This is a genomic window from Streptomyces sp. MnatMP-M17 (genome assembly GCF_900091995.1).
Taxonomy (GTDB): domain Bacteria; phylum Actinomycetota; class Actinomycetes; order Streptomycetales; family Streptomycetaceae; genus Streptomyces.
In genome coordinates this window covers 1-15,357 of sequence record NZ_FMDK01000606.1, presented here as the reverse complement: position 1 = coordinate 15,357, position 15,357 = coordinate 1, and the positions used below count along the sequence as shown (strand labels likewise).

Here is a 15,357-nt window from a genome sequence, read left to right as displayed (position 1 = left end):
CGGCGCCCGCGCCTCGTCGGGGCCGAGCCGCCAGCGCCGCCGGATCCCGGCGACCGTGGCATGGGAGAGTCCCAGCTCCCGAGCCACCGCGCGGGACGCGCCGCTGCCGCCGGGCGCCAGCAGCGTACGGGTGACGACCTCCGCCTCGTCGACCGTGGCCGGTCTGCCGGTGCGCGGCCGGTGTTCGAGCCCGTCGAGTCCCGCGCTCGTCCAGCGCTGGCGCCAACTGCCCACGGTCTGCCGGGACACCCCGAGCCGACGGGAGATCTCGGCGTCGCGCAGTCCGTCGGCGGCGAGCAGCACCACGCTCGCGCGCGTGGCGAGCGGCCCGCCCTCCTCGGCCCAGCGGCGCAGGACGGCCCGGTGCTCCGGGGGCAGAGAGCCGACCGGGCCGTCGTCCGAGGGAGCCTCAGGCATCGCTGCCACCGGCCCCGTGTTCGCCGCCCTCGTCCTGCGAACCGTACTCGCGCACCAGCCGCAGTGTAAGGATCTGGAACGGCCGCAGCGCCAGCGCGACCGTACCGTTCTTGTGCGGACGCTCGGCGAGCGTCTCCTCCAGCAGGTCCGTCTCCCGGGCGGCGGCGACCGGGAAGCCCGCCGTGAGGACTGTACGCGCCCGGCCGCCGCGCGACTCGTAGAGCCGTACCACCACATCGCCCGAGCGGTCGTCGGCCAGCTTCACCGCCTCCACGACGACATCGGGATGGTCCACGGAGACCAGCGGCGCAGCGGCGGGTCCGGCTGGTCCAGCGGGTCCGGAGGGTCCTGCGGCTCCCGGGCGCAGCGGCAGCGTGAGCGCGTATCCCTCGCTGATCGCGTCGCCGATGTCCGCGCCGGGCCGCAGCGTGTGCCGGAAGCGCTGCGGTCCTCGGTCGGCGTGCGGATCGGGACTGTGCGCGGCGCGCAGCAGCGAGAGCCGTACGGTCGTGGTGGTGCCCGCGTCGTCACGGGTGTGGCGCGAGACGTCGTATCCGTAGGAGGAGTCGCTCGCCAGCGCCACGCCCCAGCCGTGTTCGCCGACATGGATCCAGCGGTGCGCCCAGAGCTCCGAACAGGCTGCGTCGCGGCCGGAGTTCTCATGTGTCGGGCGCTCGACATGGCCGAACTGGATCTCGCCCGTGCTGTGTTCGGCATGCACGTCCAGCGGCCAGACGGCCTTGAGGATCGTGTCCCGCTCGCGCCAGTCGACCTTCGTGTCGACGGTCAGGGCATGGCTGCCCGCCGTCAGGGACAGCACCTGCTCGATCGTGGATCTGCCCGTGCTCCGTACCACCCGTACGGAGCACAACAGCGGTCCGCTCTCGGTCACTTCGAGCGCGCACGCGCGGTCGAGTTCGCGGGCGGAGCGCCGGTGGTGCGGATCCAGATTCCAGGCACTCCCGTGCGCCGGATCGTCGCGGTGCAGCCGCAGCAGATTGCCCGCCGCTCCCGGCGCGATGGCGTCCCGGCCGGTGGTCAGGTCCAGCGCGGAGCGTACGAGTCCCTCGGCGTCGAGCCGGATCCGTAGCAGCCCGTTGTCCAGCAGCGCTCCGCCGCCGTCCACCGGCCGTACGGTCACCGGCGCGACATCGGCGGGTGCCTTGCCGACCGGACTCCCACCGACCGGGCCTCGGCCGAGCGCGGGCGCCCGCGCCACCACGGCGATCCGGCCGTCGGACAGCCGCTGACCGCCGTCGGTGGACCGGTCGCCGTCCAGGACGACCACCTCGCGGCGCGGTCGCGGCCCGGCGTTGAAGACAGCGGTGCCCGTGTCGTCCGGTGTCCCGATGGCGCGGCGGACGAGCTGATCGAGAGCGCGATGGATCTCCCGGTGACTCCGCTCGGCCTCCTGGTGCACCCAGGCGATCGAGGTGCCCGGCAGGATGTCATGGCTCTGGTGCAGCAGGACCTTCTTCCAGAGCGCTTCCAACTCCTCGTACGGATAAGGGATGTTGTCCCGCACCGCGGCCGTCGCCGACCACAGCTCCGCCTCGCGCAGCAGCGATTCGGCGCGGCGGTTGCCGCGCTTGGTGCGCGCCTGGCTGGTGTACGTACCGCTCCGGGCGCCGGCGAACAGCTCACCGCGCCAGACCGGAGCGTCCGGGCACTCGTCGAGCGCGTCCCGGAAGAAGTGCGAGGGATGCCGGATCCCGACCTTCGGCGAGCCTTCCAGATCGGCCAGTCGACGGGCGCGCTCCAGTGTCTCGCGCGTGGGCCCGCCGCCGTCCGCGTGGCCGAAGGGCAGCAGGGAGCGGCTGCCCGAGCTTCCGACAGTGTTCGAAGCATGCGCGGTGTTCGCGGCGTACGTGGTGAACTCGGCCACGGCATCGGCCAGTTCACCGCCGGTGAGTGAGGAGTCCCGGCCTGCGGCGGGCGGGACATGGCTGAAGAGCCGGGTGCCGTCGAGGCCCTCCCACCGGAAGGTGGGACAGGGCGGACCGTACGCGCCGTCCTGGGCCGGTCGTCGGCCCAGGAACCAGCGGGCTCCGGCGAGCGCGGCCAACTGCGGGAAGGCGGCACTCATCCCGAACGAGCCGGGCAGCCAGACACCGTCCGAGTCGGTGCCCAGTTCCTCGCGGTAGAAGCGGCGGCCGTACACGAACTGCCGGGCCAGCGCCTCACCACCGGGCAGCGCCCCGTCGGGCTCCACCCACATTCCGCCGACCGGTGCCCAGTTGCCGTCCGCGACGGCCTTGCGCACCCGTTCGAAGACATGCGGATGGTGGTCCTTCATCCAGGCGTACCGCTGCGCCGAGGAAGCAGCGAAGGTCAGCTCCGGATATTCCTCGGCCAGCGCGGTCACCGTGCTGAACACGCGGGCGGTGTGCCGTACGGCCTCGCGCATCGGCCACAGCCGGGCGGAGCCGGCGGGCGTGTGGCCGACGGCGGCGATGGTGTGCGCCGACTCGTGCGCGCGGCGGGCCAGTACGGGAGAGAGGAACTCGCGGGCGGTCCCGGCCGTCCCGGCGACATCGCGTGGATCCACGGCGTCCACGGCCTGTTCCAGGGCGCGCAGGATCTCGTATCTGCGAGGCAGTTCCACCGGGAGCGCGCGCATCAGTCCGTCGAGGACATCGATGTCATGGATGAGCTGCCAGATGTCCTCGTCGCGAACGGCGAGATCGGCGCGGAGCAGCCGGTGGAGCGGCTCGTCGCCCGCGGTGACCGGATCGCCGTACAGCGATCCGGCGCCGGACCCGGCGTCGATCGGCGGATTGGCGGCGGCCTCCACGAGCAGCGCGACCTGCTCACCGCCGCTCGCCGCCACCGATACGGTCAGGGACCGGTTGAGCGGATGCAGCCCTTGGAGCGGAGTGCCGTGCGCGTCATGGACGAGTCCCTCGGCGTGGCTGTCGAAGCCGAGGTCGAAGACCGCCTCGACCCGTCGGCCTGCCCAGCGCTCAGGGACGGTGGCCCGGACCTGGAACCAGGTGGTGGACCAGGGACCGCCCCACAGATCGCCGATGGCGAAGGGCGTGTACGTGGCCCGGAGGGCCACATCGACAGGAACCGGCTCACCGGGAATGTGCCAGGCACCGACCTCCATCGGAAGTCGCGCGGTGTGGAGCGCGGGACGCAGACGGGCGGCGAGGAAATGGGCTATCCGCTCTTCTCCGGCTTCTCCGGACTTTCTGCGGTCATGCATGGGCGGCCCTTCCTGTCCAGCCAGTAACCGCCATGTAAAACCAAGAGTGTTATCAAGTCAACGCCTTTCTCCATTCCTTCTTGTTCCAGGTGGTGAGGGCCCATGGAGAATTTGTCAGGCAATTAATCATCCGAATAGTGAAGACTCTGGAAAGTAAGTGAATTGACGGCCTCTCCCTACCGCCGGGACACCGCCGGGACATGGCCGGAACACCGCCGGGACTACCGGCCCACCGGCTCCGGCCTGGAACAACTGCTCTCCACCGGCAGACTTCTGTCCTCCCGCGCCGACGCGAGCAGCGTCAGCATGATGTCCAGGACATGGCGCGACAGCTCGGCCGACGCCCGGTGCGGACGGCCGGCGGTGAGCGCCTCGGCCAGATCGGCGAGGCCCGTACCGCGCCCGGCTCCGGCATATCCGGCCGACACCGGAAGAGTCTCCCAACCGCCGCCGTCGCGGTGCAGTTCCACGGGCCCGTCGAAACCGTTCGGATCGGGCACCGACAAGGATCCTTCGGTGCCGTGCACCTCGATCCTCGGCAGCCGCGCGGCATGGATGTCGAAGCTCATCAGCAGTGTGGTGAGCACTCCGCTCGCATGGTGCAGTACGCCGGTGACATGGGTGTCCACCTCGACCGCGAACCGCTCGCCCGCCCGAGGGCCGCTGCCGATCTCCCGCTCGGCGCGGGGGCGTGACGCGGCGCCGGCGACCTTGACGACCGGTCCCAGCAGATGGACCAGGGCGGAGAGATAGTACGGACCCATGTCGAGCAGCGGACCGCCGCCCGGCCGGTAGTAGAACTCCGGGTCCGGATGCCAGCGCTCATGTCCCGGGCCGGTCATAAAGGCCGTCGCGGCGACCGGTGTGCCGATCAGCCCGTCGTCCACCGCCTTGCGCGCCGTCTGGACGCCGGTGCCGAGTACGGTGTCGGGCGCGCAGCCGACGCGTAGCCCGGCGGCTCCGGCCGCGGCCAGTACGGCGTCCGCTTCCGCGCGGGTGGCGGCCAGCGGCTTCTCGCCGTACACATGGCGGCCCGCCGCGAGCGCCGCGAGAGCCACCTCGGCATGGGCCGCGGGGATCGTGAGGTTCAGTACGGCGTCGACATCGGCGCGTGCCACCAGCTCGGCCACCGACCCGCTGACCGCGACTCCGGGCACCCGGGCGGCCACCGCGTCGGCGCGGCCGGGATCGAGATCCGTGACGACCGTGAGTGTGACGCTGTCCAGCCGCTCCAACGTGTCCAGATACGCGCCGCTGATCTTGCCTGCGCCGACCATGCCGATCCTCAGCGGCTCGCCCACAGGAGTCCCCTCTCGGTGAGCGTCCGTACCTCGGGCACATCGAAATCGTCCGGCTTGTGGCCGATGGCGGAGACGAAGACCCGTCCCGCTCCCCAGTGCCGCGTCCAGACGGCCGGCATGGTGACCGGCCGTGCCCGCTCCTCGTCCGCCGGGAACTCGTCCGCCGCGAACTCGGTGGTCGCGAGGACATCGATCAACGGGTCGGTGGAAAGCCAGTACTTCTCAGTATGGACCTGGAAGTCGCCGAGTCCGGCGATCACCGGATGGCCGGCGCGCTCCTCGGCGAGCGTGACCGTGTGGTCGCAGAAGCCGGGCGGATGCATCAGGAACTGACCGCCGGTCAGCAGCTGATAGCCGATATCGCCGCGGAAGGAGTCGACGATCCCGCCGTGCCAGCCGGCCAGTCCGGTGCCCGCGCGGACCGCCGTGGCGAGCCCGGCGCTCTGCTCGGCGGTGATCTCGCCCATGGACCAGCACTGGACCACCAGATCGGTGGCGCCGAGGAGTTCGGCGTCCGTGTAGACATCGAGAGTGCCGGAGATCTGGATGTCGAAGCCGCGATCGCGCAGGAAGGGCAGGAACAGCTCGGTGATCGCCACCGGCTGGTGTCCCTCCCAGCCGCCGCGGACTACAAGTGCCTTACGGGTGCCGGAGGTTTCGGAGGTCATGGTCGTTGCACACTCCCATCGGTGTTGCGCAGCAGGGCCCAGCGGTCGTGCTCCAGCGGCTCGGGCGCGGGATGGCGGCGAGCGGCGGCCTCGTCGAAGTCGATGCCATGGCCGGGTGTCTCATGCGGCGCGAGGCCTCCGTCCTGGGCTGTGATGGTGCCCGGGAACACCTCAGCGACCGCCGGTTTGAACACCGCCGCCTCCTGGACTCCGAAGGCATGGCTGCTGATGTCCAGCGCGAGGGTGGCGGCCTGGGCGACAGGGCTGACATCGGCGGGCCCGTGCGGAGCGAGCCGTACACCGCGCAGCTCGCAGAGCGCCGCCAGCTTGCGGACCGGAGTCAGTCCGCCCAGCGTCGGGATCCGCACCCGGGCGAAGTCGATGACCGGTATGGGCCCTTCGAGCAGCGGCAGGAACTGGCTCACGTCGCTGAAGAGTTCACCGACGGCCAGTGGTACGGAGGAGCCCGCCCGCATCCCCGCGAAGTGCGCCGCGTCCTCCGGAGCGAGCAGATCCTCGACGAAGTAGAGCCCGGCTCCCTCGACGCGGCGCAGAAAGTCCCGTGCCTGCCGGGGATCGAGCCGCTCATGCACATCGTGCAGCAACTCCGTCCCGTCACCGACCCGTTCCCGTACCTCGGTCAGAATGCCCGGTACGGTCCGTACATACGCGGCGGAGTCCCAGGGCACCGCGCGATGGCGCAGCGCCCACGCGTCGGCCGGTCCGTCCGCCTTCGTGCCATAGGTGTCCGAGCCCGCGACCGCCGCCTGGACCCGGACATGCCGGTAGCCGCGCTCCCGTGCGGCCATCACCTTCTCCGCGAGTTCGGCGGCGCCGGTGCCGTCCACATGGGTGTAGGCGTCGGCGCGGGTACGGACACGCCCGCCCAGCAGGGAGTACAGCGGGGCGCCGAGCCGTTTGGCCTTGAGGTCCCAGAGGGCGACATCGATACCGCCCACGGCGTTGCCGGTGATCGAACCGCCGCGCCAGTAGGCGCTGTTGAGCATCAGCCGGTGGAGGTCCTCGATGTCGTCGGGATCGCGCCCGACGAGCAGCGGCGCCAGATAGTCGTCCAGCACGGACCGTACGGCGAGGGTGCGCTGCGGATCGCTGGCGCATCCCAGGCCGTACAGCCCTGGTTCGTTGGTCTCGACACGGACGATGAGATGAGGACAGCCGTGCGGAGCCGTCAGAAAGGTGCGTACGGCCGTGATACGGACCTTGGCGCCGCGTTCCTCGACCCAGGGCGCGGGAGCGAGAAGGGCAGGAGCGGTGGGAACGCCGGGAGCGGCGGGAACAGCGCGAATACCAGGAATACCAGGGAGAGGGGAGCGGGCATCGGGCTCAGCCATGCGAACTCCAGCGTACAGATAGCAGAATGATGTTCTGCTACCCGAACGTATGGAAGCCGACTTTGATTTGTCAATGACTCTACCAAATATCGCTCGGAGCCTTCAGCGGTCCTCAGTGCTGTCCGAGCCGTTTGAGCAGAGTGCCCAGCGAGTGGGCCGCCTCGGTGACCGCGCGGGCGACCTCCTCGGCGCGGGCGTCGTCCATCCGGCTCTTGGGCGCCGAGCAGCTGATCGCGTCGCCGCCGCCGTGGCCGGTGCCGAGCGCCACGGCGACACACCGTATGTCGGGCGAGTTCTCGCCGTCGTCCATCGCCCATCCGCGCAGCCGTGCCTCGGCGAGCTGGGACAGCAGCGACTCGGGATCGGTGACGGTGTCCGGAGTGAGCCGTTCCAGCGGCCAGTTGAGCCGCATCCGCACCTCGGCCGCGTCGTACTGGGAGAGCATCGCCTTGCCCAGCGCGGTGGCGTGCGCCGGGAGTCTGCGGCCCACCGCCGAGTACATCCGCAGCGCGTGCCGCGACTCGCGTTTGGCCAGGTAGACCACGTCCGTACCGTCGAGCCTGCCGAGGTGCACCGACTCGCCCGTCTCCTCGGCGAGCGCGTCGAGCACCGGTCCCGCGAGGCTCGCCACATCGTCGCCCTCCAGATAGGCCGTGCCCGTCAACAGGGCTTTGAGGCCGAGGCTGTAGCGGGTGCCCGACGCGTCGAGATCCACCCAGTGGCGGGCCTCCATCGTGCGGAGGATCGCGTGCAGACTGCTCTTGGGCACGGCCATGGCGCCGGCCATCTCGGCCAGCGAGAGCCGGGCGCCCTCCGCGCCGAGCAGTTCGAGCACCTCCAGTACCCGAGCGGCGGACTTGACCTCTTCGGGCTTGCGCCCGCGCGCTGCTGCTGCCACCGATTCCACGGAACCTCCGCTTCCCGCACCGGCGCCCCTCGGCGATCCGGTCAGCACGAAATCTCGACGTGCGTCTTGACGCTATATCACCCCGACCATAAGTTCAGTCACTCCAACGTCATTCGGCCTTCTGAACGGTTGATCCTTAGGTAGGGGCGATGCGCATACCATTTTCGCGGAATGTCCGGCTCGCGGCGGTCGCCGCGGCGACCGCGCTCTCACTGACCACCCTCGCCGCCTGCGGCGGATCGTCCGACTCCGGCGGAGACGCCTCGCTGGAGATGTGGACCTTCAAGCAGTCCCATGTCGGCGCGCTGCGCAATGCCGCGGCCGAGTTCAAGAAGCAGACCGGTATCTCGGTCAAGGTCGAGGCGTACACGCCCGACGACGCGTACACCACCAAGGTGCAGAGCGCGGCGAAGACCGGCGATCTGCCGGATGTGCTCGAAGTGCACTCCGACGGCGAGGACCGGGTCTTCGGCGCGGCCGGGATCCTCGCCGACATCAGCGACGACTTCAAGGGCGAGTGGGCCGGCCGTATCCAGCAGCCCGTACAGCAGTCCGGACTCGTCACAGAACAGCGCTTCAAGGACGCGCAGCCCGAGACCGCCAGGGACCACGGCATCGAGAAGGGCGCCCGCTACAGCGTGCCGCTCACCGTGGGCACCTTCGGCATCGTCTACGCCAACAAGAAGATGCTGGCCGAGGCGGGCATCACCGAACCTCCGGCGGACTGGGCCGGATTCCTCGACGCGCTCAAGGCCACCACCGTCAGGAATCCCACCACCGGCGGTCTCGCCCTCGGCCTCAAGATCCAGGCCACCGGACTGACCTGGGTCCTCCAGCCGCTCGCCTTCAGCCAGCTCGGACAGCAGGGATACGAGGCCCTCTTCGGCCAGGACGAGAGCGCGGACTTCGCCTCGCCCAACGGGATCAAGGTGCTGAGCCTGTACGACCAGCTCACGCCGTACTGGATGCCGGGCACCCAGAGCCTCACCATCGACGAGGCCGACCAGGCCTTCGCCCAGGGCAAGGCGGCCTTCGATGTCGGCGGCACCTTCACCCTGGCCTTCCTCCAGCAGAACGGGATGAGTCCCGACGATGTACTCGCGTTCGCACTGCCCTCCGTGAAGGACGGCGCCGTACCGGACCGCGCGCTCGGCCCGCTCGCGCTCACCGGTCTGGGCGTCTCCGCGACCAGCGACCAGCCCGGCAACGCCAAGAAGTGGATGGAGTTCCTCTCCACGCAGAAGGCCGCCGCCCAGTTCGCCAAGGATGCCTCCGACGTACCGGCCACCGAACTCGGCGCGGACTCCGCCACCGTGCTCGGCCCGGCGCTCTCCGCCATGGTCGACAGTTTCAAGGGCAATCCGCAGAACACCTACGATCCCAACCGCGGCAACGAGTTCCGCGCGCCGGGCTACGAACAGGACGACGCCGGCGCGATCCTCGCCGATCTCACGCCTCTCAAGCAGAAGTCCGTCGAGGAGACGGCCAGGCAGCTCCGTGAGCTGAACGCCTCCTACTGGGCGGCGGCACGGTGACAACGGCTCCCGGCGCGGCGACGAAGGCGCCGGCGGCAGAAGGTACGCGCCGCCGCCGGCGCCCGCGTTCGTACGAGACGCTCACCGGGTATCTCTTCGTCGGCCCGGCCGTGGTCCTGTTCTGCGTCATCGGCCTGTACAGCGTCGGCTACGGCTTCGCGCTCAGCTTCGCCACCTGGAACGGCTTCACTCCGAACTGGAAGTGGGTCGGCCTCGACAACTACGCCGATCTGCTGTGGCGCAGCCCGATCTACGCGCCACGGGCGCGGCACGCGGCGCTGAACACGCTCTGGGTCATGATCGCCGCACCGGCCCTGACCGTCGCGGTCTCCTTTCCGCTGGCCGTACTGCTCAACCGGATCAAGCGGTTCCGGTCGGTGCTGCGTTCGGTGTACTTCCTGCCGTATGTCACCAGCGGAGTCGCGGTCTTCTTCGCCTGGCAGTACGTCCTCCAGCCGGACGGCGCCGTCAACGCCCTGCTCGACAGTCTGGGCCTGGGCTCGCTCCAGCAGCCGCAGGGCTGGCTCGGCAATCCCTCCACCGCCCTGCCCACCATGATCGTGGTGACGGTCTGGGGACAGGTCCCGGTCGCGATGCTGCTCTATCTCACCGGGCTTCAGAGCATCGACCGCAGTGTGCTGGAGGCGGCGGACCTGGACGGCGCCGGCTGGTGGCGTACCAACGTCTCGGTGGTGTGGCCTCTGGTGCGGCCCATCACCGCGGTGGTGGTGCTGCTCAATCTGCGGGAGTCGCTCCAGGGCTTCCAGACCTTCCTGGTGATGACCTACGGCGGCCCGGGCGACCACACCAATGTGCTGGGACTGGAGGCGTACCGCCTCGCGTTCATGAAGAACCTCTCGCCCACCCTGGGGCTCGCCAGCGCGCTCGGCTGGATCCTGTTCGCCGCCGCCGTGGTTCTCGCCCTGATCAATCTGCGCGCGCTGCGGAGCAGAACATGACATCGCGGAGCACGACATGACATCGACATCTCTCACAGAGCGAACTCCCAAGGCGCGAACTCCCAACGCGCCCACCGGTCCGCCCGGCGAACGCGCCGCCCGCACCCGTCGGCTGGTCGCCCGTACCGTCGTCGGCGTCCTGCTCGCGCTGTACGGACTCGTCAGCGTCTACCCGTTCCTCTGGATGGTGTCGGCGGCGTTCAAGGACCGGATCGAGGTCGTACGCGGCGGACATCTCATCCCGGACAACCCGACGTTCGACACGCTTGTCGACACCTGGAACAAGCTGCACTTCTTCGACTTCTTCCTGAACAGCCTGCTGGTCACGGGCTACACCGTGGTACTGACACTGGTGATCTACGCGGCGGCCGGCTACGCCTTCGCCGTACTGCGCTTTCCCGGCCGGAGCGCCCTTCGGAAGCTCTTCGTCTCGCTGCTGTTCGTCCCGGCCATCACGGTGATGCTGCCGATCGTGATGCTGGAGAACAAGATGGGCATCCTCGGTACGCACTTCGGACTGGTGCTGCCCTTCGTCAACGGCGGTGCTCCGCTGTCGATCCTGCTGATGACCGGAGCCTTCATGGCCGTACCGGGCGAGCTGCGTGACTCCGCGCGTGTCGACGGCGCGAGCGAACTGCGTATCTTCACCGGTGTCTATCTGCCACTGGCCAGGCCCGCGCTGATCACGGTGGCCCTACTGACGGCGATCCCGACCTGGAACGAGTTCCTGCTCACCCGGGTCTCGCTCAACGATCCGTCCACCTACACCCTGCCACTGGGTCTCCAGACGCTCTCGGCGGAGAACGTGCCGCACTACAACAATCTGATGGCGGGCGCGCTCATCGTGGTCATCCCGGTGATCCTGCTTTTCCTCAGTCTCCAGCGGTACTTCGTCAACGGACTGGTCGGGGCGGTGAAGGGCTGATGCGCGTACTGGTCACCGGAGCCGCCGGCCATATCGGACGGTTCGTGGTGGACGATCTGCTGGCCCGGGGCCATCAGGTCGTCGCCACCGATCTGCTCCCGGTGGACGAGCCGCGCGCCGAGGCCGTCCACACCGGTGATCTCCGCGATCCCGATCTGGTGCGCAAGGCGATGGACGGAGCCGAGGCCGTCGTCCATCTCGGTGCGATCCCGCATCCCAATGTGGACGACGCGAGCGATCTCTTCGCCACCAACTGTCTGACCGCGCACCGGGTGCTGGACGAGGCCGGACGCGGCGGTGTCCGCCGGGTGGTGGCCGCCTCCAGCATGGCGGTTGTCGGACTCGCCTGGTCGCCGGTGCCGCAGTCGCCGCGGTACGTCCCGCTGGACGAGGAGCATCCGACGCTCGTCCAGGATCCCTACGGACTGTCGAAGATCGTCCTGGAGGAGACGGCCCGCGCCGTCCACCGGCGCCACGGGACGGACATCGTCTGTCTGCGGCTGCCCTTCACCGGGACCGGAGAACGCCTCATGCGCCAGTTCGACGCCGTACGGGCCGATCCCGCGGCGCACCGGATGGATCTGTGGGGCTGGCTGGACACCCGGGACGCGGCCGAGGCCGTACGGCGCGCGCTGGAGACCGAGCTGTCCGGCTGCCATGTGCTCAATGTGGCCGCGCGTGACACCAGCTCACCGCTGCCGACCGCCGAGCTGATGGCGCGCCACCATCCGGGTGTGCCCGTCTTCGCCGAGCTGGCGGGCCATGACTCGCTGTTCGACACCGGAGCCTGTGCCCGGCTGCTCGGGTTCGTACCGCGCTACGGGCGTCCGCGCGCGGGAGCGGATCCCGGCCCACCACCCGGGGGCGCCCGTACGGGTCCGGGTTAGGCTGCGGACGTCTTCAGTACGTCCTCAGAGCGACGCCGCACGACCGGATACGGAGAACGCGCACCATGGACACCGCCTCGCGCCCCACCGGCGAACTCACCTACCGGGACGCCACGGCGGCCGACACCGAGGCGCTCGTCGCCCTGATCGAGTCGGCCTACCGCGGCGACAGCAGCCGTACGGGATGGACGACCGAGGCGGACATCCTGGAGGGCCAGCGGACCGATCCGCAGGGCGTGCTGGAGGTGATCGAGGCGCCGGGCAGCCGACTGCTGGCGGTCGAGCGCGACGGTGGGCTGATCGCCTGCTGTCAGCTCGAACACCGCGGTGAGGCCGCCTACTTCGGGATGTTCGCGGTACTGCCCGGTGCGCAGGGCGGAGGTCTCGGCCGGCGGATCATCGCCGAGGCGGAGCGCGTCGCGCGGGAGACCTGGGGCGTCCGTGAGATGCATATGACCGTGATCACGGTCCGCGAGGAACTGATCGCCTGGTACGAGCGGCGCGGCTACCGCCGTACGGGAAAGCTCTTCCCGTTCCCGTACGGCGACGAGCGCTTCGGTATCCCGCAGCGCGACGATCTCGCGTTCGAGCTGCTGGTCAAGCCGCTGGTCTGAGACCGCGCGGTCCGGGACCGTACGTGGCGTACGTGGCGTACGCGGCCCGGGACCGCGCGCCCGGCCCGTGACCCGGGCGCCGTGACTCAGGCCGTGAACCTGCCGGTCCGCCGGATCTCCGGGAGATCGGTGGTCACCGCGTCCAGCTCGAAGGCCCGCGCGAGCCGGAGCTGGTCCTGTGTGTTCACCACCCAGCCGATCACCCGCAGCCCTCGGTCGTGCGCGCGCTCCACGACCTCCAGCGTCAGTCTGCGGATGTTCAGGGCCAGCGAGGCGGCGCCCACCGCCTCGGCCCGGTCCACCACGTCCGCGCCCCAGCGGCTCGCGATCAGCACGGTCCGTACACCCGGCACCAGCGCCGCGATCTCGGCGACCGCCGCGTCGTGGAACGACGACACCTCGACGCGTCCGGTCAGCCCGCGCCGGTGCATCACCTCGGCCAGCGCCCGCGCCGCGGCCACATCCTTGATCTCGGCCTGGAGCGGCGACCGTACGGCGTCCAGGACCTCCTCGAAGACCGGGATCCGCTCGCCGTCGCCCGCGTCCAGCTCCCGCAGCTCGGCCAGGGTCCGGTCGGCGATGGCGCCCGTGCCGTCGGTCGTACGGTCCACTTCGGTGTCATGCATCACGACGAGCGCGCCGTCCTTGCTCAGATGCAGATCCAGCTCGATGGCGTCCATGCCGGCGTGCTCGGCCCGTACGAAGGATCGCAGGGTGTTCTCCGGTGCGACACCCATCACTCCACGATGACCGATGGTCTGGAAAGTCAAGGTTCGTCTCGCTTCCGTCGACTGCGGCTCTAGCGCGGCACTCTAGTGGCCGGTCGGCGGATGGGAACCCGTCGCGCACCGGCGAGCCGCCTCGGCGAGCGGTGGCCCGCCCAGGCCCGGTGCGGCACGATGGAAGTGTGTGTCCTACCTCATTACGACAGGAAAAACAGCGGTGACCATGGGGGGTCGGCAGGATAATTTGTCACAGCCGTTCTTGTACGGCGGAACAAGGGACCTATACGGTGTCTTGACGCCAAGATCTCGCGTGGAGGAAGTGACATGACGGAAATTCTTGCGCAGGACACCGTGCCCGGCACAAGCCGTGCTGTCGGTGCCGTCGGCGCTGATCGAGTGGTCGAGCATCCTGCCTGGGCACAGCTCAAGAACGCCGTCGAGGAGATCCGCCCGTGGCAGTCCAAGGACGGCTCGATCGACTTCGACGCCGAGGGCGCTCCGGCGCGCGGGCTTGTCGAGGTCGCGCTCGACCGCGTGACCTCCGCCGTCGAACAGCTCTCCCCGCTGCTGCCGCACGACGCCGCATACCACCGGGCGCTCGTCGCCGACCTCCGTAAGTGGGCCGACAGCGCCTTCGACATTCCCGACTTCCTGGACTCGCTGCTCGCCTTCCAGCCCGCGGCCGACCGGCGGGACGGTCTCCAGCATCTCGCCGTCTTCCCCATGTACACGCAGAACGGCAATCCCGACCGCAATCTCGAAGCCGTCGTGCTGCGGATGGTCTGGCCCGAGTGGCTGGCCGAGCTGGAGCGCACGCGCTACGACAACCCGCTCTTCTGCGGAATCACCTTCGAGGACTTCACCGCCGGCTACGACACCAACTCCGCGGTGTTCTTCCCGGAGACCATCGCCGTGCGCGAGGCTCCCGAGCGGTTCACCTGGGGCGGGATCTTCTGCGACCGCGAGGCCGCCCGTTTCCGCCGTGTCACCGAGGCCGCCGTACGCACTCTCGGTGTCGAACTGCCCGACGACATCACCGAGATGGTCGCCGACCAGGACCGCTGCCAGCAGGCCTTCGTGCTCTGGGACATGATCCACGACCGTACGCACAGCCATGGCGATCTGCCGTTCGACCCGTTCATGATCAAGCAGCGACAGCCGTTCTGGATGTACGGGCTGGAGGAACTGCGCTGCGATCTCACCGCGTTCCGCGAGGCCGTACGGCTGGAGGCCGACGGTGTGGCGCAGGGCCGCGACGTCCAGTACGCCGTGCTCTTCGACCGGATGTTCCGCTTCCCGGTCACCGGCGCGCGCGTACGGAACTACGACGGCCTCGGCGGCCAGTTGCTCTTCGCCTATCTCCACCAGCACGAGGTGCTGCGCTGGACCGACAACACCCTGCGTATCGACTGGGAACGCGCTCCCGGCGTCACCAACCAGCTCTGCTCGGAGATCGAGGACCTCTACCGGGCCGGTATCGACCGTCCCAAACTAGTCCACTGGTTCGCGGCGTACGAACTCGTCTCGGCGTATCTCTCCCCGCATCCCGGCTCCCGCTGGGCCAAGGGCCCAGACGCGCTCGATCTGTCACAGCCGCCCCGTAAGCTCGTGGACGACGTGCTGCCGGACGAGTTTCCGCTCAGCATGTTCTACGAGGCGCTTGCCAAGAAGCTCAAGAACGTGATCGCCTCCACCAAGGGAATCACCGCCACGAGCACCGAGCGGATGGCCGCGTGACCACTCAGCCGTGGGAGGCGACAAGCATGCACAAGAGCGGCGGGAACGGCGGTGCGGGCGCCGGCGCGCTGGACGGCGCGGTCGTCGCGGTCGCGGGAGCGGCAGGACCGGCCGGCCGCGCC

13 protein-coding genes are annotated in these 15,357 nt (G+C 69.6%); 6 read left to right on the top strand and 7 right to left on the bottom strand.

Features of this window, described 5'->3' with window-relative positions:
• From GA0115259_RS25800 to GA0115259_RS25775, 6 genes are all read right to left on the bottom strand, one after another.
• Positions 1–417, bottom strand: a 417-nt coding sequence (locus tag GA0115259_RS25800) for a helix-turn-helix domain-containing protein (RefSeq protein ID WP_141716692.1), incomplete at its 3' end; no start/stop codon positions are given.
• A complete protein-coding gene (locus GA0115259_RS25795; RefSeq protein ID WP_093601458.1) occupies positions 410–3,625 on the bottom strand; it encodes an alpha-mannosidase in 3,216 nt (1,071 codons plus the stop codon). The genes GA0115259_RS25800 and GA0115259_RS25795, both read right to left, overlap by 8 nt.
• Positions 3,626–3,846: 221 nt before the next feature.
• Positions 3,847–4,926 (bottom strand): Gfo/Idh/MocA family protein, encoded by a 1,080-nt coding sequence (locus GA0115259_RS25790; RefSeq protein ID WP_093601456.1) that lies wholly within the window; start codon positions 4,924–4,926, stop codon positions 3,847–3,849.
• Complete coding sequence (locus GA0115259_RS25785; protein ID WP_093601454.1) at positions 4,911–5,594, bottom strand: ThuA domain-containing protein; 684 nt, start codon at positions 5,592–5,594, stop codon at positions 4,911–4,913. Before GA0115259_RS25785 ends, GA0115259_RS25790 begins: the two co-directional genes overlap by 16 nt.
• A complete protein-coding gene (locus GA0115259_RS25780; RefSeq protein ID WP_093601452.1) occupies positions 5,591–6,946 on the bottom strand; it encodes an enolase C-terminal domain-like protein in 1,356 nt (451 codons plus the stop codon). Before GA0115259_RS25780 ends, GA0115259_RS25785 begins: the two co-directional genes overlap by 4 nt.
• 112 nt (positions 6,947–7,058) lie before the next feature.
• Complete coding sequence (locus GA0115259_RS25775) at positions 7,059–7,844, bottom strand: IclR family transcriptional regulator (protein ID WP_256098137.1); 786 nt, start codon at positions 7,842–7,844, stop codon at positions 7,059–7,061.
• Between the two features lie 158 nt (positions 7,845–8,002).
• Between GA0115259_RS25775 and GA0115259_RS25770 the strand changes: the two genes are divergently transcribed.
• The 5 genes from GA0115259_RS25770 to GA0115259_RS25750 all read left to right on the top strand — a co-directional run bounded on the left by GA0115259_RS25770 (position 8,003) and on the right by GA0115259_RS25750 (position 12,773).
• Positions 8,003–9,388: an ABC transporter substrate-binding protein gene (locus GA0115259_RS25770; protein ID WP_093601448.1), complete on the top strand. Its 1,386-nt coding sequence runs from the start codon at positions 8,003–8,005 to the stop codon at positions 9,386–9,388.
• Positions 9,385–10,347, top strand: a complete 963-nt coding sequence (locus GA0115259_RS25765) for a carbohydrate ABC transporter permease (protein WP_256098136.1) — start codon at positions 9,385–9,387, stop codon at positions 10,345–10,347. The genes GA0115259_RS25770 and GA0115259_RS25765 overlap by 4 nt, the downstream gene beginning before the upstream one ends.
• A gap of 16 nt (positions 10,348–10,363) precedes the next feature.
• Positions 10,364–11,272 (top strand): carbohydrate ABC transporter permease, encoded by a 909-nt coding sequence (locus GA0115259_RS25760; RefSeq protein ID WP_093601444.1) that lies wholly within the window; start codon positions 10,364–10,366, stop codon positions 11,270–11,272.
• Positions 11,272–12,159, top strand: coding sequence for an NAD-dependent epimerase/dehydratase family protein (locus GA0115259_RS25755; protein ID WP_093601442.1), 888 nt, complete (start codon positions 11,272–11,274; stop codon positions 12,157–12,159). The genes GA0115259_RS25760 and GA0115259_RS25755 overlap by 1 nt, the downstream gene beginning before the upstream one ends.
• Positions 12,160–12,224: 65 nt before the next feature.
• On the top strand, positions 12,225–12,773 hold the full coding sequence (locus tag GA0115259_RS25750) for a GNAT family N-acetyltransferase (RefSeq protein ID WP_093601440.1): 549 nt from the start codon (positions 12,225–12,227) through the stop codon (positions 12,771–12,773).
• A gap of 86 nt (positions 12,774–12,859) precedes the next feature.
• On the opposite strand, the gene GA0115259_RS25745 is transcribed toward GA0115259_RS25750, so the two are convergent.
• A complete protein-coding gene (locus GA0115259_RS25745; RefSeq protein WP_093601438.1) occupies positions 12,860–13,543 on the bottom strand; it encodes a glycerophosphodiester phosphodiesterase in 684 nt (227 codons plus the stop codon).
• Positions 13,544–13,822: 279 nt separating this feature from the next.
• On the opposite strand from GA0115259_RS25745, the gene GA0115259_RS25740 reads away from it, so the two are divergent.
• Positions 13,823–15,235: a DUF6421 family protein gene (locus GA0115259_RS25740; RefSeq protein WP_202450339.1), complete on the top strand. Its 1,413-nt coding sequence runs from the start codon at positions 13,823–13,825 to the stop codon at positions 15,233–15,235.
• Positions 15,236–15,357 lie beyond the last annotated feature (122 nt).

Coding starts and splice junctions, on each gene's coding strand:
- GA0115259_RS25740 (WP_202450339.1), top strand. CDS start 13,823: ATGACGGAAATTCTTGCGCAGGACACCGTGCCCGGCACAAGCCGTGCT.
- GA0115259_RS25785 (WP_093601454.1), bottom strand. CDS start 5,594: ATGACCTCCGAAACCTCCGGCACCCGTAAGGCACTTGTAGTCCGCGGC.
- GA0115259_RS25755 (WP_093601442.1), top strand. CDS start 11,272: ATGCGCGTACTGGTCACCGGAGCCGCCGGCCATATCGGACGGTTCGTG.
- GA0115259_RS25760 (WP_093601444.1), top strand. CDS start 10,364: ATGACATCGACATCTCTCACAGAGCGAACTCCCAAGGCGCGAACTCCC.
- GA0115259_RS25750 (WP_093601440.1), top strand. CDS start 12,225: ATGGACACCGCCTCGCGCCCCACCGGCGAACTCACCTACCGGGACGCC.
- GA0115259_RS25780 (WP_093601452.1), bottom strand. CDS start 6,946: ATGGCTGAGCCCGATGCCCGCTCCCCTCTCCCTGGTATTCCTGGTATT.
- GA0115259_RS25770 (WP_093601448.1), top strand. CDS start 8,003: ATGCGCATACCATTTTCGCGGAATGTCCGGCTCGCGGCGGTCGCCGCG.
- GA0115259_RS25795 (WP_093601458.1), bottom strand. CDS start 3,625: ATGCATGACCGCAGAAAGTCCGGAGAAGCCGGAGAAGAGCGGATAGCC.